This is a genomic window from Xenorhabdus sp. BG5, from assembly GCF_015163665.1.
Classification (GTDB): domain Bacteria; phylum Pseudomonadota; class Gammaproteobacteria; order Enterobacterales; family Enterobacteriaceae; genus Xenorhabdus.
Window position 1 is genome coordinate 1 of the sequence record NZ_JADEUG010000031.1, and the last position, 26883, is coordinate 26883.

Annotated in this window: 20 protein-coding genes and 1 pseudogene; 9 read left to right on the forward strand and 12 right to left on the reverse strand. The window is 44.0% G+C overall.

Annotation, left to right across the window (positions count from 1 at the left end):
- Positions 1-245: 245 nt before the first annotated feature.
- Together IQ209_RS14395 and IQ209_RS14400 are read right to left on the reverse strand one after the other, a co-directional pair.
- A complete protein-coding gene (locus IQ209_RS14395) occupies positions 246-470 on the reverse strand; it encodes an AlpA family transcriptional regulator (protein WP_193851942.1) in 225 nt (74 codons plus the stop codon).
- A 126-nt stretch (positions 471-596) separates the two neighbouring features.
- Positions 597-1872: pseudogene (locus IQ209_RS14400) on the reverse strand (tyrosine-type recombinase/integrase).
- Between the two features lie 191 nt (positions 1873-2063).
- Here IQ209_RS14400 and IQ209_RS14405 point away from each other — a divergent pair.
- On the forward strand, positions 2064-2390 hold the full coding sequence (locus tag IQ209_RS14405; RefSeq protein ID WP_193851972.1) for a GNAT family N-acetyltransferase: 327 nt from the start codon (positions 2064-2066) through the stop codon (positions 2388-2390).
- Between the two features lie 86 nt (positions 2391-2476).
- Here IQ209_RS14405 and IQ209_RS14410 read toward each other — a convergent pair whose 3' ends face one another.
- Positions 2477-3478 (reverse strand): Gfo/Idh/MocA family protein, encoded by a 1002-nt coding sequence (locus IQ209_RS14410; protein ID WP_193851943.1) that lies wholly within the window; start codon positions 3476-3478, stop codon positions 2477-2479.
- Positions 3479-3740: 262 nt separating this feature from the next.
- On the opposite strand from IQ209_RS14410, the gene IQ209_RS14415 reads away from it, so the two are divergent.
- A complete protein-coding gene (locus IQ209_RS14415) occupies positions 3741-5336 on the forward strand; it encodes an ABC-F family ATPase (RefSeq protein WP_193851944.1) in 1596 nt (531 codons plus the stop codon).
- Positions 5337-5415: 79 nt separating this feature from the next.
- Here the strand turns inward: IQ209_RS14415 and moeB are convergent, their stop codons facing one another.
- Together moeB and moeA are read right to left on the reverse strand one after the other, a co-directional pair.
- Positions 5416-6171, reverse strand: coding sequence for a molybdopterin-synthase adenylyltransferase MoeB (gene moeB, locus IQ209_RS14420; RefSeq protein WP_193851945.1), 756 nt, complete (start codon positions 6169-6171; stop codon positions 5416-5418).
- Between the two features lie 111 nt (positions 6172-6282).
- Positions 6283-7533, reverse strand: coding sequence for a molybdopterin molybdotransferase MoeA (moeA, locus tag IQ209_RS14425; RefSeq protein ID WP_193851946.1), 1251 nt, complete (start codon positions 7531-7533; stop codon positions 6283-6285).
- A gap of 209 nt (positions 7534-7742) precedes the next feature.
- Here moeA and IQ209_RS14430 point away from each other — a divergent pair, with 209 nt between their 5' ends.
- The 3 genes from IQ209_RS14430 to yeiB all read left to right on the forward strand — a co-directional run bounded on the left by IQ209_RS14430 (position 7743) and on the right by yeiB (position 10944).
- Complete coding sequence (locus IQ209_RS14430; RefSeq protein WP_193851947.1) at positions 7743-8927, forward strand: YbfB/YjiJ family MFS transporter; 1185 nt, start codon at positions 7743-7745, stop codon at positions 8925-8927.
- A 175-nt stretch (positions 8928-9102) separates the two neighbouring features.
- Entirely contained in the window at positions 9103-9771 is a 669-nt protein-coding gene (folE, locus tag IQ209_RS14435; RefSeq protein WP_193851948.1) for a GTP cyclohydrolase I FolE, read from the forward strand.
- A 15-nt stretch (positions 9772-9786) separates the two neighbouring features.
- Positions 9787-10944: a DUF418 domain-containing protein YeiB gene (yeiB, locus tag IQ209_RS14440; RefSeq protein ID WP_370588425.1), complete on the forward strand. Its 1158-nt coding sequence runs from the start codon at positions 9787-9789 to the stop codon at positions 10942-10944.
- 98 nt (positions 10945-11042) lie between these two features.
- On the opposite strand, the gene sanA is transcribed toward yeiB, so the two are convergent.
- The 6 genes from sanA to metG all read right to left on the reverse strand — a co-directional run bounded on the left by sanA (position 11043) and on the right by metG (position 18282).
- Entirely contained in the window at positions 11043-11765 is a 723-nt protein-coding gene (gene sanA / locus IQ209_RS14445) for an outer membrane permeability protein SanA (protein WP_193851949.1), read from the reverse strand.
- Positions 11766-11973: 208 nt separating this feature from the next.
- On the reverse strand, positions 11974-13671 hold the full coding sequence (locus IQ209_RS14450; protein ID WP_193851950.1) for an NAD-dependent malic enzyme: 1698 nt from the start codon (positions 13669-13671) through the stop codon (positions 11974-11976).
- Positions 13672-13833: 162 nt separating this feature from the next.
- Complete coding sequence (gene cdd / locus IQ209_RS14455) at positions 13834-14718, reverse strand: cytidine deaminase (protein ID WP_193851951.1); 885 nt, start codon at positions 14716-14718, stop codon at positions 13834-13836.
- 193 nt (positions 14719-14911) lie between these two features.
- Positions 14912-15607 (reverse strand): CidB/LrgB family autolysis modulator, encoded by a 696-nt coding sequence (locus IQ209_RS14460; RefSeq protein ID WP_193851952.1) that lies wholly within the window; start codon positions 15605-15607, stop codon positions 14912-14914.
- Positions 15601-16113: a CidA/LrgA family protein gene (locus tag IQ209_RS14465; RefSeq protein WP_193851953.1), complete on the reverse strand. Its 513-nt coding sequence runs from the start codon at positions 16111-16113 to the stop codon at positions 15601-15603. The genes IQ209_RS14460 and IQ209_RS14465 overlap by 7 nt, the downstream gene beginning before the upstream one ends.
- 141 nt (positions 16114-16254) lie before the next feature.
- Positions 16255-18282 carry a methionine--tRNA ligase gene (gene metG / locus IQ209_RS14470; protein ID WP_193851954.1) on the reverse strand — a complete coding sequence of 676 codons (2028 nt, stop codon included), beginning with the start codon at positions 18280-18282 and terminating at the stop codon, positions 16255-16257.
- A 183-nt stretch (positions 18283-18465) separates the two neighbouring features.
- Between metG and apbC the strand changes: the two genes are divergently transcribed.
- From apbC to asmA, 4 genes are all read left to right on the forward strand, one after another.
- The gene (gene apbC, locus IQ209_RS14475; protein WP_193851955.1) at positions 18466-19578 is read left to right on the forward strand and encodes an iron-sulfur cluster carrier protein ApbC; all 1113 of its coding nucleotides are present in this window, start codon (positions 18466-18468) and stop codon (positions 19576-19578) included.
- Positions 19579-19874: 296 nt separating this feature from the next.
- Positions 19875-20516, forward strand: coding sequence for a uridine kinase (gene udk, locus IQ209_RS14480; protein ID WP_193851956.1), 642 nt, complete (start codon positions 19875-19877; stop codon positions 20514-20516).
- Positions 20517-20564: 48 nt separating this feature from the next.
- A complete protein-coding gene (gene dcd / locus IQ209_RS14485; RefSeq protein ID WP_099114380.1) occupies positions 20565-21146 on the forward strand; it encodes a dCTP deaminase in 582 nt (193 codons plus the stop codon).
- Between the two features lie 64 nt (positions 21147-21210).
- Positions 21211-23079 (forward strand): outer membrane assembly protein AsmA, encoded by a 1869-nt coding sequence (gene asmA / locus IQ209_RS14490; protein ID WP_193851957.1) that lies wholly within the window; start codon positions 21211-21213, stop codon positions 23077-23079.
- 46 nt (positions 23080-23125) lie between these two features.
- Here the strand turns inward: asmA and IQ209_RS14495 are convergent, their stop codons facing one another.
- A complete protein-coding gene (locus IQ209_RS14495) occupies positions 23126-26683 on the reverse strand; it encodes a phage tail protein (protein WP_193851958.1) in 3558 nt (1185 codons plus the stop codon).
- Positions 26684-26883 lie beyond the last annotated feature (200 nt).

The following is a 26883-nucleotide window of genomic DNA, read 5'->3' on the forward strand; positions in this document are numbered from 1 at the left end:
ATGAGAGTTACCTCGTATTTTGTATTTTGTATAAGGATTAGACACCCATATCAAAACCGGTAACTCTCAATCTTTCAAGATCCAGTGTCAGTTCAAGTCACGACTAATACATATAAATTTAGGGCGAGTTTGGTTAGACTGTGTATCAGCCATCGTTTTTACCTTACTTAAACGGTTGTTGGTTATGCGCCCTGTATGTGTTGCGAGCACTACGGGGCGTTGTGTTTTATATTCTGTTTCTTATGTCATAGTCTTGTCTGCGTTATGCTACCCGTGATATCAGCGATATGTTGCGCGATCCAGTTATCAATTTCTGCTTCAATAAAGGCTACGGAGCGCGAGCCAATTTTGACTTGTTGTGGAAATGCGCCGTCACTAATCAATTTGTAGATCCACGTTTTGCTGTAACCCGTTCTGCGTTGCACTTCCGACAGACGGATCAGGCTGGTTTTCAATACTGCCATTGTCATGTTTTATTCTCCTGTTACCGAGTCCTTGAGCGCTCATCGCGGAGACAGGCGGATCATTGAAAAAACAAGACATAATGAACGGCGTTAACTCTTTTTCTCCCGATGAGAATTAATTTTTAGGTTGCATTATCGGTTTTTTCTGTCACGCAGCGGTTTGGCGAAGTCATACGGTGTGATGAGTTTTTCCCGGTTTGCGTCCAGATAATCCGCCCACCACTGCATCATCAACCGCCGTTCATCCAGATGTTTAGAGGTGTGGATATATGCTGCCCTAACGCTGTTTCGTTCGATATGGCTCAGCTGGCGCTCGATGGCGTCATCGCTCCACAGGCCGGATTCGCCCATTGCCCCGCGTGCCATTGTGCGGAATCCGTGTCCACATACCTCGGTTTGAGTGTCGTAGCCTATGTTGCGTAAAACTCTGTTAACAGTTGTTGCATCCATAACTTTCGTGGAATGGTAAGCGCCGGGAAACATCACATCACTGTTACCGCTCAGTTTATGCAGGGTTTTGATAAGCCGGGTTGCTTGATGGCTTAAAGGCACAATGTGATCAGTTTTCATTTTCATACCGCGTTCAGAAAAGGGAACACCATTGATGGGGGATCGTGTGGCAGGAATTTTCCACAGGGCATTTTCAAGATCGATTTCCTGCCAGCGGGCGAATCTTAATTCGCTGGCGCGGACAAATGTTAATAGTGTCAGTTCGACGGCTATCTTGAATATTAAGTGTCCACGGTAGGTAGATAAGCGTCTCAGAAAATCAGGTAAATCTTCATGGGCCAGAGCCGGGCGGTGGTGACATTTTGCGGTAGTCAGTGCGCCTGCCATGTCGTTAGCTGGATTGAATTCCAGAATGTCATTCTGGACGGCGTATCGCATAATCGACGTGATGCGTTGGCATAAACGTTGAGCGGTATCATGCTTGCCTTGTTCATCAATGGCTTTGACTGGAGCTAACAGTTGGCTAGTGCGTAATGTGGTAATGTCACGTGAGCCAATGCAGGGGAAAATATAATGTTCAAGGCTACGCATGATCCGGTTGCTGTGATCTTCACTCCAACGTTTATTGCTAGCGTGCCAGTCACGGGCAACTTTTTCAAAGGTATGTTTCCTTTTCGCTCCAGCATGAGTCTCTTTTTTCTCGGCTTTGGGATCAATGCCTTGTGCCATCAGCTTTTTAGCTTCATCGCGTTTAGCACGAGCTTCGGCTAATGACACGGCCGGGTAGACACCAAACGCCATCCGGTCTTCTTTTTTATCGGTGGGTCGGTGGTACTTCATGCGCCAATATTTAGATCCGCTGTGACGTGATCTCCAGATAGAGACCGCCACCATCGGCAAGTTTGTAGGTTTTTTCTTTGGGTTTTGCAGTTTCAACTTGTCGGGCGGTGAGTTTCATTATTAGAGCATCTCTGTAATCGAATAATAGTAATAGTCAAATGGTAAGTGCCCCAGATTATGCCCCTCACTGCATATTGATTGCAACAGACTAAACTAGACGTAAAAATAATAGATCACACTGATTTTGTTATAGTTTATAAAAATTATTTTACTTAGACAGACCTCACTGGAAGTGGAGCTGGTTCCAATATCAATAACGATAAGTTTCATTTACTGGTTGCGGAAGATGGGAATGACAATATTAAGGGTTTTGCTATTGCCCAGGAGGAAAAGACACCTTCCTTCAATTGCTTGGTACCAAGAACTTATGGTTATGTTTTTGACTTGATGGTAAGTCAGGATGCCAGAAATCTTGGAGTTGGTCAGAAGTTACTGGCTGGTATGAAAAAGTGGGCGCAAGAAAATCATTATTCACACCTTGAACTGAGTGTATTATCCCAGAATTTTGATGCGATACGCTTTTATATCAGGGAAGGGTATCAAGAAGTCAGCAGAACGATGGCAATGACCTTGTGAACAAAAATAATATATTGAAACCATCAAAGGTTATACTTTGATGGTTATTTTACTCTTCATGTTTTTAAACAGTAACACCAAACTTATTAGGAAATAATATTTGCAGCAGCCCGATACTCTTTTAATACTTCATCAATAACACAACTGGTGCGGGCGGCAGATTCACCCGTGGAGGGACAATCGCCATTTCCTTGTAGGTTATTAATCACTGTCTGAATGAATGGCATTTGGATATGTTTTGGATTTTCGAAATGATATTGGTGTAGTTGGTTATTTTCGTCATAGTATGAAATGGGGGAATCACCAAATGTGGCAAAAACGATTTTGCCTCTTGTGCCGATAATTTCAACTTTATCTTCGCGAGAACTGGCGACAAAATTCCAAATACCAGCTCCCTGAACATGATTCTCGAACATAAATGACATGGAAACGCAGTCTTCGGCGGGATAGGCTTTTGCCTGTGAATTGGCATGTCCTTTGACTGAGATAATTTTACCCAGCAGGAAATCCAATATATCGAGTGTATGGCACGCTAAATCAACAAATAAGCCACCACCAGATATTTCTGGTTTCACAGACCAGGGTAAATTATCAGGATCTTGATAGATAGCCGCCATTTCCCTGAATTGCATGCAATTGACTATCCGTGGCGTACCAATTACTCCAGAATCAATTAATTCTTTTATTTTAATAAACCTCGGTAGTGCTCTGCGGTAATAAGCGACGAACAAAGGAACTTTTTGAAATCGGCAGATAGCAATCATTTCGTTGCATTCTTCAAATGTTAATGCCATGGGTTTTTCGACATAAACACTTTTGCCAGCTTGTGCTGCTAAGATAGTATATTTTTTATGGGTAGAAGGTGGGGTAGCAATATAAACAGCATCAACTTCCGGATCATTAATCAAAGATTCAGCATCCGAATACCATTTTCGGATATTATGCCGTTCGGCAAAATCTTTGGCTAAATCCGCATTGCGACGCATGACGGCGACTAATTCTGAATTCTCCAATTTATAAAAAGCTGGACCACTTTTTACTTCTGTTACATCACCACAACCTATAATGCCCCATCTTACTTTTTGCATTGTGTTTTTCCGATATATCAAATTGTTGATTTGTAGAATATAGAGGAAAGTTTATAACAGTACCGTTTTCTATTCTATATTTCTCTGTTCAACAGATTAGTTTCTTTTATATAAAAGTGGTTAATATTCAGCGTGTTATTTTAGGTGCTGTCCTGATCTTAAAAGTGGGCAACGCATTCTGGCGATACTTTTCTTCTATTGTGGCATAATGCGCGACTATCGGTTTTATCATTCCCTTTTATCCACTTTAAGAGCAACAGTTGTGTTAAGTACAAACAACATCACTATGCAGTTTGGCAGTAAGCCACTGTTTGAAAATATTTCTGTCAAATTCGGCAACGGTAACCGCTATGGTTTGATTGGTGCGAATGGAGCAGGTAAATCTACTTTCATGAAAATCCTGGGCCGAGATTTAACCCCAACTTCCGGTAATGTCAGCCTTGATCCTAATGAACGTTTGGGTAAGTTGCGTCAGGATCAGTTTGCTTTCGAAGAATATACCGTGCTGGATACCGTCATCATGGGGCATAAGGAGCTGTGGGAGGTCAAACAGGAACGTGACCGTATTTATGCGATGGCGGAAATGAGCGAAGAAGATGGTTATCGTGTCGCGGATCTGGAAGTCGCTTATGGTGAAATGGATGGTTACAGTGCAGAAGCGCGTGCTGGCGAATTGTTGTTGGGTGTCGGCATTCCTGTTGAGCAGCATTATGGCTTGATGAGTGCAGTAGCACCGGGCTGGAAATTGCGTGTATTGCTGGCACAAGCTTTGTTTTCCGATCCTGACGTCCTGCTGCTTGATGAGCCAACCAACAACCTGGATATCGATACTATCCGTTGGTTGGAGCAAGTGCTCAACGAACGTAACAGCACCATGATCATCATTTCCCATGACCGTCATTTCCTGAATACGGTATGTACACATATGGCCGATCTGGACTATGGCGAGCTGCGTCTGTTCCCTGGCAACTATGATGAGTACATGATTGCAGCAACGCAAGCTCGTGAACGTCTGTTGGCCGATAATGCCAAGAAAAAGGCACAGATTGCTGACTTACAGGCATTCGTTAGCCGTTTTAGTGCTAATGCTTCCAAGTCTAAACAGGCGACTTCCCGCGCCCGTCAGATTGACAAGATCCAGTTGGAAGAGGTGAAGGCTTCCAGCCGTCAGAATCCTTATATCCGCTTTGAACAAGAGAAAAAACTGTTCCGCAATGCGCTGGAATTGGAGGGATTAACTAAGGGATACGATAACGGACCACTGTTTAAAAATCTAAATCTGCTGATGGAAGTCGGCGAAAAGATGGCGGTAATCGGTGAAAATGGTATTGGTAAAACGACTCTTCTGAAGACGCTGATTGGTGAGGAAACGCCAAATAGCGGCACCATTAAATGGTCTGAAAATAGCACGATTGGTTACTATGCGCAGGATCATGCCAGTGATTTTAACTGTGATATGACGGTGTTTGAGTGGATGAGCCAATGGAAGCGCGAAGGCGATGATGAGCAGGCAGTACGCAGTATTCTTGGTCGCTTGTTGTTTGGGCAGGATGATATCAAGAAGAAAGTGGGTGTGCTTTCCGGTGGTGAGCAAGGCCGGATGCTGTTTGGCAAGCTGATGATGCAGAAACCTAACATTCTGGTGATGGATGAACCGACTAACCACCTGGATATGGAATCTATCGAATCTTTGAACCTTGCGCTGGAACTCTACCAGGGAACACTGATTTTCGTCTCCCATGACCGTGCCTTTGTTAGCTCTCTGGCTAGCCGTGTTTTGGAAATTAAATCTGACAAGGTTATTGATTTTAAAGGTACTTATGATGAGTATCTGAGAAGTCAGGGTATTGACGAGTAAGCCTTTGATATTAATAGAGAAACATCCAGCTCAATTGGGCTGGATGTTTTTTTATCATAATAAGTTTCCAACGATATATTTATGGCGACTGGCAAACTTCACATAAGGGATCTTGCAGCAATGTTATTTGGCGAAATTGCATTGTCATTGCATCGAAAAGTAATACCTTGCCATGACAGGTTTGCCCATATTGAGTCAATAGCTTAATTGTTTCCATTGCCTGCAATGAACCGACAGTTCCTACCAATGGCGCCATAACACCTGCTTCAACACAAGTCAGGCTGTTTTCGCCAAATAAACGGCTCAGGCAACGGTAACAGGGTGTTTCCGGTTGGTAAGTAAAGACGGAAAGCTGGCCTTCCATGCGGATCGCAGCACCCGAAACCAATGCTATTTTATGGCCATAACACAGACGATTGAGTTGTTCACGAATGGCAACATTATCTGTACAGTCGAGCACAATTTCATGTTGGCTGATTAATTCATCTAACGCCGGATCATCCAACAGTCCTTCAATGGGATTGATAGTGATGTGTGGATTGATCTCCCGTAGGGTCAGTGCCGCGGAATGCACTTTTGCCATACCAATACGCTCATCACGATGGAGGATTTGCCGTTGCAGATTGGAAAGGGAAACCGTGTCAAAATCCAGCAGGGTCATTGTCCCAATACCCGCCGCCGCAAGATATTGGGAAGCGGCGCAACCCAGCCCTCCAGCTCCCACTATCAACACCTCGGCTGATTTTAATTTTTCCTGTCCGTCGAAATCGAAACCACGTAAGACAATTTGTCGGTTATAACGCAACGTTTCTTTATCAGTAAGTTCGACTGCCATGTTTCATATCTTCTTAATTATACGCATTAAACTTCAAGTTACATTTACAACACGCTATGAAATCACACGCATCTTGAAGTTAGATTGGTATATTAGTTTTTCAATTACTGGTTATTTCAATAAATAGTTAAAAAACTCGATTTGTACCGTTTCACCAGCAGTAACATGCCCACGTTCCCGTTCCAACACAATAAAACAGTTGCCGAGGCTATATGAACTAAAGATATGGGAGCCTTGATGCCCTGTAGTTTGTACCTCTAATTCACCTTGTTCATTAAGTGAAGCAATACCACGTTGGAAATCCAATCTGCCAGGGGATTTTTTCAAAGGTGTTGTCGTCTTGGCCGTGAGACGCATAGGTGGTTGCCATGCAGAAAAACCCGCTAGATGGGCAATCAACGGTTGTACCAATTGGTAGAACGTGAGCACGGCAGACACAGGGTTACCTGGCAGGCCGCAGAACCAGGCATTTTCCAATTTTCCAAAGGCGAAAGGTTTACCCGGTTTGATGGCGAGTTTCCAAAAACTGATTTTTCCTGCTTCCTCTAAAATCTGTTTGGTGTAATCCGCTTCACCAACAGAAACGCCACCGCTGCTGATCACTAAATCAGCTTGTTTATCTGCTTCAATAAAGGCCTGACGCAATGCATCAGGTTCATCGCGGATTACGCCAAGATCGATGATTTCACAATCCAGTTTTTCCAGCATCAGGCGAATAGCAAATCGGTTGGTATCGTAAATTTGGCCTGCCTGTAAGGGTTCACCGATGGCTTGTAACTCGTCACCGGTAGAAAAAATGGCCACTTTCAGTTTGCGAACAATATCAACCGTTGCAATTCCTAGCGAAGCAATCAGCGGTAATTGTGCTGTGGAGAGTTTGATCCCTTTTGGCAATACCACTGCATTTTGACTGATATCTTCCCCAATGGTGCGAATGTTCTGCCCCGGTTTTACCGGATGGGTGAAGCGAATTCCTGTTTCGGTAACCTCCGTTTGTTCTTGCATAACAACGGCATCAGCGCCAGAAGGAATGGGAGCACCGGTCATAATGCGGATGCAACTGCCATTCGGCCATTCCTGCTGAAACGGCATACCAGCGAGCGCCTTGCCTGCCACTGGCAAGGTTTGGTTTTCGTTAAGATCTACCAGGCGAATGGCATAACCATCCATTGCTGAGTTATCAAACGAGGGTACGTTGATCGGGGAAATGATATCCGTAGCGGTAATTCTGCCCGCAGATTCGGTCAGGTTAATGGTTTCTGTCGTGGTCAAAGGCGTCGCAGTGAGGGGAATGGTGTGTGCCAGTAATTTTTCTAGTGCTTGCTCAAGTGAGATTAAGTCTGAGGTATGACAATGATCCATAAAAACTCCCTATATGCCGCCAATTGCGGGCGCGTGTTTATTCTTGTATTGAACGCATTATGGCAAAGATTGCATTGATGGGGAATGACAGGCGATAGTGACTGCCACAGAGACGAAGTTTGTTAATAAAAGATGTATATCATATTCATGATTTGTTATAGATTTATCATATCCACAAAGCCAATTAATTTCATTAACACTTAATTACTATGGAAAATCAATCTATTACATTACGTAGTCGTAACTATCAAGCTTTTCAGATTGCATTAAGCGGTTTCCTCGCTTTGGTTGTTGCAATGGGAATAGGACGCTTCACTTTCACCCCACAAGTTCCATTGATGATCGCTGAGTCACAACTCACATTAACGAGCGCGGGGATAGTCGCAGCATTCAATTACCTCGGCTATCTGGCGGGTTCTTATGATGCTATGCGGGCGCAACGTTTTGTGGAATACCGTTTGTGGAGCGGTTTGTGGGGAGCCGTCATTATCACCCTGCTTTCCGCATTGTTGGATGGACCGATATTGCACAGTATCGCCCGTTTTTTTATTGGCTGGGCAAGTGGTTGGGCGTTGGTATTAGTGGCCGCATGGACGAATGATGAATTGTCAAAATTGAATCGTCCTGGGTTGGGTGCAGCCGTTTTCTCCGGGACAGGGGTGGGGATTTTTATTAGTGGCATGGTAGCAATTGGGATCCAGTCCTGGCAGATGAGTGCAGCCAGTGCGTGGATGTTATATGGTATTTTTGCGCTGTTATTCAGTATTTATGTCAGTCGTTATCTACCCCGCAGCGGTGAATTGCACCGTCCGCAGACGTCAATCCAAACACTGAGCCTGACACCGGAAATCAAGCGATTGGTGTGGTGTTATAGTCTGGCGGGATTTGGCTATATTTTACCTGCGACGTTTCTTTCCCAAATGGCGACAGCGCGTTTTCCTGATAGCTTGTTTGCCCAGTTTGTTTGGCCAATATTTGGCGGAGCTTCGGTCATTGGCATTATGTTAGGAATTTTGTTACGTAATGTCTCAACATCCCCAATTCGTCTGGCGGTGACGTTATGGCTTCAGGCACTAGGCATCCTGATTGCGGAAATGTTGCCGGGCATTGGTGGTTTGATGATTGGGGCATTGCTGGTAGGAGGTGGATTTATGTGTGTCGTTCAGCTTGCTTTGCAGTATGGCCGTGAATTGGCGCCCAATCATGCCCGTTATATGGCAGGATTGCTGACCACGGGCTATGCGCTGGGGCAATTGGTCGGGCCAATGTTATCCGCTATTTCGACATGGCTTACAGGCAAACTGGAACCTGCTTTGTATATCGCATTTATTGGGTTGCTCATTGCTGGTTTACTGGTATTTTATCGCACCAATCCTCATCGTGAGCCATCCTGATTTGGTGCATTGATGATATACAGGTATAGTTATGCGCTTATTCGTGCATGCGATATATGCGTAGAACAAGATAAATAAAGTCGATATTGTGTGGTATTACATTCGCTGATATCTGCGTAAAATAAGCATCCTGATTTCCCGTCAAGTAACGGAAATATTTACCTTGGAGAAACTGATGTCATCCCTAAGTACAGAAGCTGCGCTAGTGCATTCGGCACTGGTTGACCGTGGTCTTGAAACCCCACTGCGTGGACAAACTTTGGAGCCAGAGGTGCGTAAAGTACGCATTGAGGAACACATGACAGAAATTATGAAGCTGTTAAATCTCGATTTGAGTGATGACAGTTTGGCAGATACGCCCGGTCGTATCGCGAAAATGTATGTGGATGAGATATTCTCAGGGTTGGACTATAACAATTTCCCGAAAATTACGCTGATAGAAAATAAAATGAAAGTAGATGAAATGGTGACAGTGCGTGATATTACGATGACCAGCACTTGTGAACACCATTTTGTCACTATTGATGGCAAAGCCACGGTTGCTTATATCCCTAAGGATAAAGTTATTGGTTTGTCGAAGATTAACCGCATTGTCCAGTTTTTTGCGCAACGTCCACAAGTGCAGGAGCGCTTAACACAGCAGATCCTGATTGCACTACAAACCCTGCTTGGCACAAACAATGTCGCTGTTTCCATTGATGCTGTCCATTATTGCGTGAAAGCGCGTGGTATTCGCGATGCGACCAGTACCACAACGACGACTTCTCTGGGAGGGTTATTTAAAACCAGCCAGAATACACGACAGGAATTCCTGCGTGCTGTGCGTCACCTGCATTTGTCATGATGAACTCTTATTATCATGAAACACAGTTGTAATGGGGTAATGTGTCAGAGAATTGAGATACTTGATAGTGTGCGTGGTTTTGCCATTTTGGGAATATTGTTGCTGAACATTTCCAGTTTTGCTTTGCCATATGCAGCCTCTATGAATTTGTTTTATAAAGATTCAGTCTCGTTCTCTGATGTAATGACATGGTCTGTATTGAATACTTTTACTCAGGGAAAATTCCTGTTCATCTTGACGCTGTTGTTCGGGGCATCACTCGAATTGCTTCGGCAGCGGGGACGTGATTGGAATATTTCCCGGTTACTGGTTTTGGCTGTTATTGGTTTGTTGCATGGTGTGTTGCTATGGGATGGCGACATTTTGTTGTCATATGGCGTTGTTGGCTTATTGGCATGGCGTTTTATCAATACTCGTCAAAAGTTGTTTGGTACAGCGGCGACTTTCTATTTATTCGGCGTAATGATGTTTTACCTGCTAGGACTCTTTCCCTTAGGGGAAAATAATGCATTTTGGCAGCCTACACCGGAAGATATTTCTTATGAAAGCTACTGGAAAATGTATGGTGGATTATTGGCCATAGAATACCGTATTCGTCAGATAAGCGGCGCGATGATTGTGGTGATTGTGCAATATGGCTGGCAAATAATGGGAGTCATGCTTTGTGGCACTATGTTACTGCGTAATGGTTGGTTGAAAGGAGAGTTTAGCCGTAAACATTACCGCCGATTGGCATTATGTCTGATCCCTGTTGGTATGGTGGTTCAGGGGATTGCTTTGTCGATACAATATTTATATCCCTACAGCTATTTTGCATCCTGGACAGTCCGCTACACCATCACCGAATTGGCAACACCGTTGCTGGCATTGGCGTATATCGCATCGATTTATGGATTTTGGCCTGCCATTTCGCGTTGGAAAATCACGTTTTGGCTCCGGCAGGTCGGGAAAATGGCACTGAGCAGCTACTTGTTACAAACACTGATTTGTACCACACTTTTTTATCGTTTTGAGTTATTTGGACAGTTTAGCCGTTTGGAGTTAATGGCATTTATTCCCTTTATCTGGGCATTGAATATTTGGTTTGCTTGCTGGTGGTTGCAACGTTATTCTCAGGGACCGATGGAAAAGCTCTGGCGTAGCTTAACAGCAAAATTGGCTGGTAGGGTTTAGTGGAAGCGCTTTGCCAACCATTTTATCTCTGAGAGATTTTAAGAGGTTAATAGGTTGCAGTTTTAGTTTTGTCGGCAAACTGCAACTTTTATCCATTCTTATTTCTTTTGTGACTTCTTATCTAATTCCTGTAATTCCTCTGGTGATACCGCAGGGTAGCCTTGAATTCCTGTTGGTACGGTATGTGGTGCAGGGATAGGCAATAATGGGCCTAAAAAGCGAGGTTCACGTTTTAAAATATAGAGATCAGTCAAGGCGCCAAGACGAGCCAATACTTCCCTGATACGGATTGTCATCATATTTTTGGGGGAGGGAACCACATAACATTGCGCTTCTATACCAAAATGCATAGCGATAAACAGGGCTCGTTCGCAGTGGAAGCGTTGAGTGATGATAGTAAAATCGTTGGTATCAAATACCTTGCGGGTTCTGACAACTGAGTCCAATGTTCTAAAACCGGCAAAATCCATCACAATGTTACTGGCTGGAATTCCTGCCTTGATCAAATCTTTCCGCATGGTAATTGGCTCATTATAACTATGCTGGGCATTATCTCCGCTCAATAGCAGGTATTTGACTTTACCGCTGTTGTAAGCATTAACCGCTCCCTGGATACGATAAAAATAATATTGGTTATATGTACCGGTCTTATAATACTTGGATGTGCCGAGTACCATACCGACTTCTCGCTCAGGCAGTTGACTGACATCATCAAAAATGTAAGGAGCGGTTTTCCAGCTAACCCAACGGTCAAGCATCATGGCTGCCAGAATAAGAACAGCAATGATAAAAATGAAACCAGTAATCAAGCGCTTCCACATGATTTTTATTTGCCTTATATGTGCTGGTGAACCAATGCCGTAAAGGCTACTTGACTTGAAATATTGAAGCAAGTATTGGGGGATCATATCGGCACTAAACTGATTCAATTTAAAAAATATAAAGCAATTATTTATGATTTATCTGGCCAGATTATTATTTGATTACTTTTCAAGCCTGCCAATATGACTGGCAGGCTTATTACCAATATCAGAATGAAGTGCGTTTATAGACGCGATATTCTGGTTTCCAGAAGTTGCGCTCAATCGCTTCATCCAACGCATCTTCCGATGTAACAATCGCTACGCCTTGAATTTGGGCTTTTTTCGCCACTTCTTTGGCTATTTTGCGGGAAACATCCTGGATGTCATCAATCAGTGGCAACAATGGACCAGAACCTGTTTGCGCCAGCGGTGAACGATCCGCTAATGCGCGGCTGGCAGCCATCAACATATCATCGGTAACACGTTTGGCGCCAGCAGCGATAACACCTAAGCCGATCCCTGGGAAGATATAGGAGTTGTTGCATTGTGCAATTGGATATTCCTGACCGTCATATTTTACGGGTGCAAACGGGCTTCCTGTAGCGACCAATGCTTTGCCTTCTGTCCAATTGATGATGTCTTCCGGGCGAGCTTCCACACGTGATGTTGGGTTAGACAGAGGCATCACGATGGGACGTTCACAATGCTTGTGCATTTCACGAATGATCTCTTCGCTGAACAGACCTGATTGACCAGAAACACCAATCAGAACGGTAGGCTTGGCGTTGCGAACCACATCCATCAATGAGAGAGAATCGCTGGTGACATCCCACGATTGCAAGGCGGAGCTTTTTTGTACCAATGCACTTTGGAAATCCAGTAAGTTTGGCAGCTTGTCAGTGAGGAGGCCAAAGCGGTCAACCATAAACACACGGGCACGAGCTTGTTCATCACTCAATCCTTCAGATTTCATTTGAGCAATGATCTGCTCTGCAATACCACAGCCAGCTGAGCCAGCACCGAGGAATGTCACGGTTTGATCTTTCAATTGGCGTCCTGCGGCACGGCTGGCGGCAATCAGGCTACCTAAAGCGACGGCTGCGGTGCCTTGGATGTCATCGTTGAAGCAGCAAAGCTCATCACGATAGCGGTTCAACAGTGGCATGGCGTTGTTCTGGGCAAAATCTTCAAATTGCAGCAGTACGTTAGGCCAGCGACGTTTTACGGCCTGAATAAATTCATCGACAAATTCATCGTACTCTTTGCCAGTAATGCGTGGATGCCGCCAGCCCATATACAGTGGGTCATTGAGGAGTTGTGGGTTATTTGTCCCTACATCCAGAACCACAGGCAGGGTATAAGCAGGGCTGATCCCGCCACAGGAGGTGTACAGCGACAGTTTTCCAATAGGAATACCCATGCCTCCGATTCCCTGATCCCCCAGACCAAGGATGCGTTCACCATCGGTAACAACGATAACTTTTACATTTTGCTTGGTGGCATTTTGCAGCATGTCATCAATGTAAGCCCGGTTTGGGTAGGAGATAAACAAGCCACGGGCACGGCGATAAATATCAGAAAAGTGTTCACACGCAGCACCAACGGTTGGCGTGTAGATAATAGGCATCATTTCGCTTAAGTGAGCATCAAGGAGGCGGTAGAACAGCGTTTCGTTGGTGTCCTGAATATTCCTTAAATAAATGTGTCTATCGATATCGTTTTTGAAATCGCAATATTGACGGTAGGCGCGTTCGGCCTGTTCTTCTATTGTTTCAACGGCCTGCGGCAATAAGCCATGTAAATTGAAATTACTGCGTTCTTCTTCTGTAAAGGCACTGCCTTTATTCAGCAGAGGGAATTCCAACAAGATAGGACCAGCGTAGGGAATATAGAGAGGACGTTTACTTTCGTGTTCCAGTTCCATGATGCTTACTCTTTGAACTTATCAATAACAAAATCGGCTATAGATCCTAAGAAGATAAAAACAATAAGTACAGTAAATGTTACTTAGATATGATTATCATGAGCAAAAATGAGAGATAACATACAGAATTCGCTAATAAAATGTTATTGGATGATGTATGTTTCAAAATGTATACCGTTCTGCTTTTGTACAACCAAGAGCAGTTAATGTGTATTCTGTCGCATTCCATTGTGATAAATGGTTATTTTCACCTTCCACCAAGACTGCTCGCTTGATGGATTGACAATTGCCACCTGACATATTCATGAAAATCAGTGCTGCCTGTAATGGGGGTAAGCTTGGATTGAATGCAGCATTTTCTGCATAACGGCCGGTATAAATTTTCCCTTGTTCATCTTGTAGGGCAATTCCTGCGTGGGATTGGCTATAAGGTGCATGACTGCGGTTCGCTGCATCCAATGCTGCCTGCACCAATTCGTCACGGGTAGCTAACTGATAGCCGTGATTAACCTCATCCAGCAACAATGGTGTGTCAGCTAAATCGCTTGGGCCAAAGGCTTCTGGCAGGTAATCGGCCAGAGTTAATGCGGGACGGTTGGGGAGGCAAACTTCCAATTGTGTTCCACTATTCAGTTCATTCATAAATTGTCGGCAATGGCCACAAGGTGAATAATTGACAGTGATGGCAACTAACTTCTTCTCACCACGCAGCCAGGCGTGTGTGATGGCCGATTGTTCTGCGTGGATAGTTTGTTGTAATGGAACGTCAACAAATTCCATATTGGCACCGAAATAGAGATGACCACTTTCTCCCCGCGCAATTGCGCCAACATAAAAATGGGAAACAGGAGCAAAGGAATAAGCCGTAGCAAGTGGCAATAAGGCTAACGCTAGTGCCTGATCATCCAATCCGCAGAGCTGTTTAATTGATTCCGCTTGCTCTGCTGTCAGCATGGCTGGAAAATCGTCGTTGCCAATATAAGGTAATAGGGCTTTTTGTAGTTCAGGTGTGATTTCTGACCAAATAGCGTGAAAACGAACTTGCATAGAATGATCTCCAAATTAATTGAAGGTCATTCTAGGACGTCTGTTCAGGTTTGCAATGTGATAAATAGCATATAATTAATGAAATTCGTGTAATAAATACATTATTTTATTAATCTATATCAAATTTTTACTATTTTGTAGTATTTGTTTACTTTGTTGCTACGTTTTCGTAACCAGTAAAACCATAAAATGATTAGCCAAACAGATGCAGCAATACTGGAAATAGAAAAGGTGCAATCAGTGAGGTAATAATGCCGCAGGTCATTAAGGCCAGTGAGCTGTATGCCCCTTCAACATGATCCATTTCCGCACAGCGAGCCGTTCCCACCGCATGAGATGCTGTACCCATTGCCAACCCTCGTGCCGCCTGGGTTTTTATTTTCAGGGCGTTAAATAGATTGTGACCAAAGATAGCCCCCAAAATACCGACCATAATGACACAAGCTGCGCTAATAGCAGGAATACCGCCAATAGAATCGGCCACAGCCATAGCAATTGGGGTTGTCACGGATTTGGGGAGAACAGAGGCCGCAATTTCAGGCGTGGCACCTGCCCATAATGCGATGGCAGTCCCCGTAACCATTGCGACAATGCTGCCCACAAAACAGATGCTAATAATAGATTTCCACTGGGCACGGATTTGATGTAGCTGTTCATACAGCGGAAAGGCCAGGGCAACAACAGCAGGTTGCAGCAAATCGTTCAGTATCCGGCTGCCGGTAAAATAGTGTTCGTATGGTGTATGTGACAGCAACAGCAGGGGGATGATAACGGCCATTGATATCAATAACGGATTAAATATAGGCAATTTGAGTCGCACGGATAGCTTTTTAGCGCAGTAAAATACAATCAGGGTTAACGGTAGTGACCACCAAATATGACTTAACATTTTTCTTTCTCTTCCGGTTCTTGTGATAACTGTTGTGATGGATTTGTGGGTGTTGAGATGAATTGAGTTGAGGTGTGTTCTTGCTGCGCAGTATTCGTTGGGCTGGTATCCATTTGTTGTGCACCAATAATGATACGTTCACGATGAATATAGTGGGAACTGTAGGCAACAACGACCATTACAATCACTGTGCTAACGATACAAGAAAGCAGAATAGGGAGCATTTGTTGGCTAAGCTGTGGGTAATAATCCATGATCCCCACTCCAATGGGCAAAAAGAGCAGTGTCATGTTTTTCATCAACAGGCTACAGCCTGGCTTTACCCAGTGTGAGGGAATAATTTGGGATGCGAGTAAGCCAAACAAGAGAAGTAGGCCAATAATACTACCGGGGAGAGAGAAAGGAAGTTGTGCCGAAATGATATTCCCCGCGATCAGGCACAAATAAAGCAGCGCGAATGCGCGCAGGTATTGCCAACCTATTATCAGCACATTTTGGAAAGACATAATCAATAATTCCTCAATATAACGAGGGTTTTATCATACGACTAACATTATAAATGTGCCATACATCACATTAAAAAGCGGGCCCTTTTTGGAACCCGCTTTGTTATCTAATTAATAATATCTGTCAAAAATATGCAACGATCATTTAACCAGCATACCTGGCTGGGCGCCACTATCAGGGCTTAGCAGGAAAATATCTTTTCCACCAGGGCCTGCCGCCATCACCATACCTTCTGAAACACCGAAGCGCATCTTGCGTGGTGCAAGGTTAGCAACCATCACTGTCAGGCGATTTTCCAGCGCCTTGGGATCAGGATAGGCTGAGCGAATACCAGAGAAGACTTGGCGAGTTTCACCTCCGAGATCAAGCGTGAGTTTCAGTAACTTATCTGAACCTTCAACAAAATCAGCCTGTTTGATCAGTGCGATTCTCAGGTCAACCTTGGCAAAGTCATCAAATGCAATGATGTCCTGAATGGGATCATCTGCCAGTGGGCCTGTTACGGTTTGTTGTGGTTCGATGCTCTCTTTCGAATCAGCGACCATTGCTTCAATTTTCGTCATTTCAATGCGGTTGAACAGCGCCTTGAATGGTGAAACAGCATGGTTTAACAGAGGTTGCTGAATGCCATCCCAGGTCAATTCAGTATTCAGGAAGGCTTCTGCTCGTGCGGCCAAAGCCGGAAGTACAGGTTTCAGGTAAGTCATCAGCACGCGGAACAGGTTAATCCCCATTGAACAGATTGCTTGCAGATCAGCATCACGGCCTTCTTGTTTTGCCACAACCCACGGTGCTTGCTCATCAACATAGCGGTTAGCCAGATCGGCCAGTGCCATCATTTCACGGATTGCCTTGCCGAATTCACGGTTGGTAAAGTCTTCTGCAATACTTTGTGCAGCATCGACAAATTTCTGGTATAGCACAGGATCAGCGAGTTGCTCCGCCAGTTTGCCCCCAAAGCGCTTGTTGATAAAGCCTGCATTGCGTGAAGCAAGATTAACCACTTTATTAACGATATCGCTGTTTACACGCTGAACAAAATCTTCCAGATTCAAATCAATATCGTCAATGCGGGAAGAGAGTTTTGCCGCGTAGTAATAGCGCAGGCAGTCTGCATCAAGGTGTTTCAGATAAGTACTGGCCTTGATGAAGGTGCCACGGGACTTGGACATCTTAGTGCCGTTAACCGTGATATAACCGTGGACAAACAGGTTGGTTGGTTTACGGTAGTTACAGCCTTCCAACATAGCAGGCCAGAACAGACTGTGGAAATAAACGATATCTTTGCCAATAAAATGGTAGAGATCGGCTTTGGAATCTTTCTTCCAGAACTCATCAAAATTCAGGTCATCACGTTTATCACACAGATTTTGGAACGAGCCCATATAGCCAATGGGGGCATCCAGCCAGACATAGAAATATTTACCTGGCTGATCAGGGATCTCAAAACCAAAATAAGGTGCATCACGGGTAATATCCCATTGTTGCAACCCCGCTTCGAACCACTCGTGCATTTTATTAGCCACTTGTTCCTGCAAGGTGCCGGAACGTATCCATTTTTGCAGCATATCGCTGAAAGCAGGTAGATCGAAAAAGAAATGCTCTGTGTCACGCATTTCTGGCGTTGCTCCAGAGACAACAGAACGAGGATTAAGCAATTCCGTTGGGGAATAGGTGGTTCCGCAGACTTCACAGTTATCGCCGTACTGATCTTCTGCCTTACATTTCGGGCAGGAGCCTTTGACGAAACGGTCTGGCAAGAACATACTTTTTTCGGGATCAAATAATTGAGAAATCGTCCGGTTTTTAATGTAACCGTTCTTTTTCAGTTCCAGATAAATTTTGGAGGCAAGTGCTTTGTTCTCTTCGCTGTGCGTAGAGTGGTAATTATCATAGCTGATGGCAAAACCAGCAAAATCCTGCTGATGCTCTAGGCTCACCTTGGCAATCATCTCTTCTGGAGAAATACCACTTTGCTGGGCTTTCAGCATAATTGGTGTACCGTGGGCATCGTCGGCACAGACAAAGTGAACCTCTTTGCCGCGCATTCGATGATAACGAACCCAAATATCAGCCTGAATGTGTTCCAGAATATGACCGAGATGAATTGGACCGTTAGCATAAGGTAACGCACAGGTCACCAATAATTTGTTCGCGACTTGAGACATAGTTAGGATCTGACTTCCGTAAAGTGTAAAGGGTTTTTGATGTTACCTGATAAGGCGCGTTGCTGCTAGGGTAACGCGAGATCTTCGTCACTTTTACTGGTTGCCTTTATCCGAAGTGGTTAGCTTCTGTTATGATGGCTGAACAGTTTTAGGTTTGAGAAAGATAAATCAAAAGGAGCTGGGATGAACTCACAATCCCCGGAGCAGACCAACCCTGACCTGCTGAAAGAACATGTTGCAAAGATATTAGCAACATTCAAACATCCGACTTTAGAACAAGATTTGATTGCCCTGAAAGCATGGCATCATTGCACTATGCTGGATGGGGTATTGCATATTGAATTAACCATGCCGTTTGTCTGGAAACGTGCCTTCGAAATATTAAAGAAAGAAACCACCCAACTTTTGCAATCCGTAACGGGAGCAAAATCCGTTGAATGGCGATTAACCCATAATATCAGCACATTACGCCGATCCAATAATCTACCAGGTGTTAATGGCGTGCGCAATATCGTGGCAGTCAGTTCAGGGAAAGGGGGCGTAGGGAAATCCAGCACAGCGGTGAATCTGGCACTGGCACTAGCACAGGAAGGCGCAAAAGTGGGAATTTTGGATGCGGATATTTATGGCCCGTCTATCCCCAATATGCTTGGTACAGCCAAAGAGCGCCCGACTTCCCCTGATGGACAGCATATGGCGCCAATTATGGTTCACAGCATGGCAACTAACTCCATCGGCTACCTTGTTACTGATGATAATGCAATGGTATGGCGTGGTCCGATGGCAAGTAAGGCCTTGATGCAAATGCTGCAAGATACGCTGTGGCCGGATCTGGATTATTTGGTGATTGATATGCCGCCAGGAACAGGCGATATCCAGCTAACGTTGTCCCAGAATATTCCGGTGACAGGCGCGTTGGTTATCACAACACCGCAAGATATTGCCCTGATCGATGCGATGAAAGGCATCGTCATGTTCCAGAAAGTCAATGTGCCAGTGTTGGGTATTGTTGAGAACATGAGTACCCATATTTGCAGTAACTGCGGTCATCATGAGCCAATTTTCGGCACGGGTGGGGCGGCAAAACTGGCAGAAAAATATGATTGCCAGTTATTGGGGCAGATCCCACTGCATATTTCACTGCGTGAAGATCTTGATCGTGGTGAACCAACAGTAAGCAGCCAGCCTGACAGTGAATTTGCCGATATTTATCGTGAAATTGCTGCCAATATTTCTGCGAAAATGTATTGGCAGGGCGAAAAAATTCCGACTGAAATTTCTTTTCGTGCAGTTTGATTAATGAGTTTAACCGCATGTAACAGCGGTTGCGTAGGAAATGTTGGTCAATGGCTCAATTGATACAGAGTCATTGAGCACTGCTCAATGTTTTCTACGCTTTTTATTTGCAGAATATTTTCCATCAGGGGCATAAAATTGCGGGATTTTTATGCGAAGCGTATCGAAAAAAACGAGACTTATCTTGTTTACTCTGGAATAGAAGTCATTAACTCCCTATAATCCGTCAAACATGGTGTTAGCGAATACCATATTTCTACTTTATTTTTTTCTTTTTTAACCAGGTTATTTTTAGTATGGCTGATGAAGCACATAAGTGTACAATCGTAGGTATTTCAGGTGCCTCCGCCTCAGGCAAAAGCCTTATTGCCAGCACACTTTATCGAGAATTACGGGCTCAGGTTGGTGATCACAATATCGGCGTTATTCCAGAAGATTGCTATTATAAAGACCAAACTAACACCCCGATAGAAGAACGTTATAAAGTTAATTATGATCACCCAAATTCAATGGATCACAATTTACTATTCGAACATCTTCAGGCATTGAAAGCTGGAAAATCCATTGAATTGCCACAATATGACTACGTTGAGCACACCCGCAAACCTGAATCTATTCATTTTGAACCAAAAAGAGTTATTATCCTCGAAGGTATTCTACTATTAACAGACAAGCGTCTACGCCAAGAGCTGGATTTCTCCATTTTTGTCGATACGCCACTGGATATTTGTTTGATGCGCCGCATCAAACGTGATGTGAATGAACGCGGACGTTCATTGGATTCCGTGATAGATCAGTACAATCAAACTGTGCGCCCAATGTTTCTGCAATTTATCGAGCCATCGAAAAAATATGCCGATATTATTGTGCCTCGTGGTGGGAAAAACCGCGTGGCCATTGATATCTTAAAAGCCAAAATTGGTCAATTTTGCGAATAATCTGTTGTTCAGGCATTCATAAGTTAATATCGTATTTGAGAGGAAATAATGCGACTCTGTGACCGTGACATTATTAAATGGCTAGATGAAGGTAAGCTGGTAATTACCCCTCGTCCTCCTGTTGAACGTATTAATGGGGCAACTGCTGATGTGCGCCTTGGGAATCAGTTTCGTGTTTTTCGTGGTCATACTGCCGCCTATATTGATTTGAGTGGCCCGAAGGCGGAAGTCAATGCGGCACTTGACCGTGTCATGAGCGATGAAATCACTTTGCCGGATGGAGAAGCCTTTTTCCTTCATCCTGGCGAATTGGCTTTGGCAGTAACACTGGAATCTGTCACACTGCCTGATAATTTAGTCGGTTGGTTGGATGGTCGCTCATCTTTGGCACGCCTTGGTTTGATGGTTCATGTTACTGCACATCGCATTGATCCAGGTTGGCAGGGGCAAATTGTCCTGGAATTCTACAATTCAGGCAAACTGCCTCTAGCCTTGCGTCCTGGCATGGTAATAGGTGCATTGAGTTTTGAACCGCTTTCTGGCTCTGCTGAGCGACCTTATAACCGACGTCAGGATGCTAAATATAAAAATCAGCAGGGAGCCGTAGGTAGCCGAATCAGTGAGGATTAATCTTTTTTGGTAAAAGCCTTCTGGTGAAAAATGGTCTTCTTGTGAACACGAGACTGGGGAAGTCATGAAAAGGTTGTTGACGACACTCATTATTTTGTTGGTAGTCATTGTGGCCGGCCTGACGGCATTGGTTATGCTGGTTAATCCAAATGATTTTCGTGGCTATATAGTCAAACAAGTACAAAAGAAGAGTGGCTACCAGCTCGTGTTGCGGGATGACTTGCGTTGGCATGTTTGGCCCAAGTTAAGCATTCTGACCGGTGAGATCTCCCTGACTGCTGAGAATGCCAAGGTGCCGACTATTGTGGCAGAAAATATGCGTCTGGATGTGGAGTTGCTGCCACTGCTGTCTCATCAACTCTCAGTCAAAGAGGTAATGTTGAAAGGGGCTGTTTTACGGTTAACTCCGGATAGCCAGCCGAAAAAGCAGCCAGAAGCCCCAATTGCGCCGGAAAGTGATATTCATTATCCAGTCGTCACAGGAAGCCAAGCTTGGAAACTGGCTATTGCCAGAATCAGATTAGTGGATAGCTTACTGATCTGGCAAACCAACGAGCATTCCCAATTAAATGTCCGTGATCTCAATTTATTGCTGGAACGAAGTGATCAAGGTCATGTTAACCTTAACCTCCGCAGTAAAATCAATAAAAATCAGCAAGAGCTGTCATTTGAACTCGATTCGTCGGTAGATATCTCTGATTATCCACAGCAGCTATCGGCCGACATTAATTCCTTTGAATACCAATTACAGGGAATTGGGTTACCGTCTGCGGGTATCCAGGGAACGGGCAGTGCCATAGTGAAATATCAGACTGCACCTGAATCAATTGCGTTGCAAAAAATGGCATTGACGATGAATGATGGGAATGAACTGAAAGGGAATATTACTGCCGTTTTACAAGATAAGCCGCAATACTCTGTCAACTTGAGTTCGCCAAAATTCAATTTGGATAACTTGTTAGGGTGGGATGCCTTACCGAAAAATACGCCGCAGGCAAAACATGATTATCGGGTTGAAAATAATTCTTTAAAACCGGTGATTGCAACCTCAGTTTCGGCATTGTCTAACTATGACCTTACCTTTTTGCAAGGGTTTGATGCTGATATCTCATTGACAGCAGATAAATTTATTTATCAGGGTATGGATATTGAACATTTTGGCCTGGAAGCTATCAATAACAGAGGCTTGGCGGAAATCACAAAATTAAGTGGCAACGTGTTTGGTGGGCATTTTGCGCTGCCGACATCAATTGATGCCACGGTTGTTCCTGCAAAACTGTACACAAAGCCGCTCTTGCAAGGGATTGAGATACAACCTTTGTTAACTGCATTGGCATTGCCATCGATATTCAGTGGTCAGCTTAATGTTGACGGTGATCTTTTGGGAGAAGGTTACGATGAGTACGCGATTTCTCATTATTGGAAAGGTGATTTGAATATTGATCTAAAAAATGCGCGTCTGGAAGGATTGAATATTCCTCAACTTATTCAACAATCTTTTGCACGGGCAACAGATCAAGTCAGCCAACCTACAAATACAAATGATTTCACTGAAGCTAAAAATATGTCAGTGAAAGCCCAATTGGAGCGCGGTGAGGTTAAAATCAGTGAACTTGCGGCAACTTCAGGCATGTTTAATATTAAAGGACAGGGAAAAGCCAATTTACTGAAACAGAATACTGATGTTTCATTATGGGTGCAATTAACCAATGGATGGGGTAAGCAGAACGAATTGGTACGTCGCCTGGCGCAGTTAAAAATCCCACTGCGGGTTTATGGTGACTGGAACAACCTGCAATATGCGTTGAATGTAGAACCCATGTTGCGCGATGAATTACAGCAGAAGGCCAAAAAATCGATCAAAGATTGGCTTGAAAATAACAGCGACAATGAAAACCTTAAGGCGCTGGAAGATCTGTTGAATAAAAAATAGGTGATCGCTTAAGCGATCACCTGATCTACTGAACCTACTATTTCTATTAATACCCTACAACCTGATAATAGAAGTTCGGAACCCAACCTAATTGAGGTGTCGTGACGGATATTGTTAAGGTATCCTTCGACAAACCATCCCCGTTTGCATTGCCTCGTTGTGTTTTGACATCAGCCAGGTAAGCGGGGCGTTGATTATCAAAATTATCTCCGACAACACTTGCTTGGCATGAGATGATGCCATTTGGCAAAGCAGTGGGCAGTTTGATTTTGTAGAAGTGGGTATAGTAAGTCACTCCGCCGATCTCGGCTGCATGAGAATCTCCAATGGGTTCACTACCTACCGCAACCCCATTTATCATGAGTATTTCACCCAGCTTGATGATGGTGTGTTCATCCGTGATTCGACGTGACTCAATACCTAATCCAATCAGATTACCCAAGCCTAAATTTCTTACAAAGGCTTGTTTATCAGGAATATCCGCCCCGTTTTTGCTTTTCGCCAATCGGCTATTAGCATCAGCTTTGGCTGCCACCGCATTGGTATTGGCATCACTCGCTAATACCTCAACTTTGCTGATGTGAGTATCAACCTCGACTTTGCTATAAGCGCCTACATCAGAAGCGGTAAGTTTAATATCGGATAATAGGGCCTTACCATTGACGGTGCGTGTAAGTGGCACTCGGCTATCTGCATTGTTATTAGCTTTATTTGCCAGACTCTTAATATCTTCAAGGCGATTTTCTACCTCTATTTTAGTATAGGCATTCACATCGGAGGCCGTCAGATCAATATCGGATAACAGAGCCTTGCCATTCACCGTCCGAGTCAATGGGACTTTGTGCTCCGCGGTGTTATAGGCATTATTGGCTGTCTCCTTGACTTCATCGATAAGGATGTTGATCTCCGCCTTGTTATAGGCATCTACATTGGCTGCGGTGAGTTCAATGTCTGTTGACAGTTCTTTGCCATTGACCTTACGGGTTGATGGCACTTTGCTGTCAGCAAGTTGAACAGCTGAATTTGCTGTCTGACTGGCGGCATCAGCCCGTTTTTCAATTTTGCTGATACTCTCATCAAGTTCCGCTTTATTGTAAGTTCCAACGTCAGCGGCATTCAGCTCAATATCCGTTAACAGCTCTTTGCCGTTGACCTTACGAGTTGATGGCACTTTGCTATTGGCATCTTTACTCGCTGTCTCAGCGTTGTTATAGGCAGATTCTGCCAGCTTATCGACCTTGCCGACACGATCATCGATTTCTGCTTTGTTATAAGTACCGACATCAGCCGCAGTCAGCTCAATATCCGTTAACAGCTCTTTGCCATTAACCTTGCGAATGGATGGGACACTGTTAGCAACATCTTTAAGCGCTTCATTTGCGAGCTGATTGGCAGTATCTGCCAGGGCCTTAACATCCTTGATCTGGGCGTCAGTTTCGCCTTTGTTATAGGCATCAACATCCGCCGCAATCAGTTGAACATCTGCTGACAGCTCTTTGCCATTGATTTTGCGGGATTGTGGGACTTTTTGGTTAAGCTCTTGGATGGCTTGATGGGCGTTATCATTGGCAGTATTAGCCAGTTGTTGGACATTATCAACTTGTGTTTTGACACCGCTGATAAGGTCATCCGTTTCCTTCTGGTTGTAGGCATGGACATCGGATGCTGTCAATTCAATATCCGTTAACAGCTCTTTGCCATTGACCTTACGGGTTGATGGGACTCTATTCTTGACATCTTGAATTGCGGTATTCGCGTTGTTATTAGCAGATTCCGCCAGCTTATCTACCTTACTGACACGGTCATCAATTTCCACTGTATTGTAAGTGCCGACATCCGCTGCACTTAGCTCAATGTCAGTGGTCAGCGCTTTGCCATTAACTTTGCGAGTTGATGGGACACTGTTAGCAACCCCATTAAGGGCGTCACTTGCACGTTGATTGGCCGTTTCTGCCAGTTTGTCAACCTTGCCGATGCGATCATCAATCTCTGCTTTGTTGTAGGTATCAACATCTGCGGCAGTCAGGTGAATATCTGCTGACAGCTCCTTACCATTAACCTGACGGGTTAACGGGACCTTGCTCTTAGCCTCTTGAGCTGCGGTATTGGCATTATTATTAGCGTTTTCAGCTAAGTTATTAACATTGTCGATCTGTACTTTGACATCTTTGATGATGGCATCAGTTTCTTCTTTACCATAGGCACCAACATCAACTGCGCGTAATTCAATATCAGATAATAGCTCTTTGCCATTGATTTTTCGGGATTCCGGGACTTTTTTGCCAAGTTCTTGAATCGCGGTATTGGCGTTGTTATTGGCCGTTTCCGTTAGCTTCTCAACATGACTAATACGATCATCGATTTCTACTTTATTATAAGTACCGACATCAGCCGCACTTAATTCAATATCTGTTGTTAACGCTTTACCATTGATCTTGCGGGATTCAGGGACTTTTTTGCCAAGTTCTTGAGTAGCGGTATTGGCGTTGTTATTAGCAGTGTCAGCGAGTTGCTGGACGGTGTTGATTCGATCATCAATTTCTTTTTTATCGTAAGTGTCAACATCATTTGCTGTTAACTGTATATCTGTTATCAACTCTTTGTTGTTGATCTTGCGATCTGTTGGGACTTTTTTGTCCAACTGTTTCAGGGCGTCGTTGGCACTCTCATTAGCTGTGTTAGCCGATTTCTCAACGTTTGCGATAAGCCCATTGACTTCCTGTCTGGTATAGGCATTCACATCATGTGCGGTAATTTCGACATCGGTTAACAATTCTTTTCCGTTTATTTTACGGGATAACGGAACCTTAGTGTTTGCCAGCTCAAACGCTTTCTTGGCTGATTGCTTGGCTTCATCAACAAGAGTGTCTGTTTGAATTTTGTCATAAGCGCCGATATCTGTTGTTGTCAGCTCAATATCTTTGGACAGTTCTTTACCGTTAATTTTACGTGTTGATGGTACATATTTATTTGTCGAGAGTACCAAATTAACCGATTCATTGGCTTGATTGGCTAATTCATATGCTGTTTTTACTGCCTTGGGCGTTGCAGCATGGACTTCGCTGTCACTGCCTACTTCATTACTTAATGCAACAAATCCTTTTTTTCCTAAGGTTGCGCTTGGGTGATTACGGCTTTCAGCGTGTTCTTTAATTTTTTCTCTCACATAATTACGAGAGGCAAAACCAGAAAGCAGTTCTTTTATCCACCCTGTCAGGCCATTGTTGCTAACCGTCAGCGCCATACGGATAGCTTGTTCCTGGGATTCTGGTTTGTAGAGTTCGGCACAATTTCCTACCGCAATTAATGTGCCATCTTTATCGAATAGGCCAATTTCACGAACCCACCAATTACCTTCACCTTCAGGAAGTATTTGTTCGGCGATAATTTGGCCGGGTGTCTGGGGATTGACGAGTAAGGCATCAAGTTCAGCGCGATGTTTTTCATTAATCAATCCGGATTGGTTGACATTGGGCATGGGTGAACTGCCACCACCATCACCTACAGCCATATGGGTAATTTCAAGTTTGATGCCTGATGAGGCTGCTTTTTCCAGTTTTTCTGTGCCGGCTTGTGTCAATAATGCAAAATATTTTGTACTCATATAAACCCTCACTTTATCAACAATAAATAGGTGTATTGCTAACTCAACCACAAGAGATATTTTGTAGGACTCTTGGGCCATATGAAGGCGGTGTGATATCTCCGCTAACTACCATTGAACGGGTTTATTGTACTTAGGGTAATCATGAACAAATACTTTAAAAATTAAATGAAACTGATAAAACTTATAGGAATAAAAAA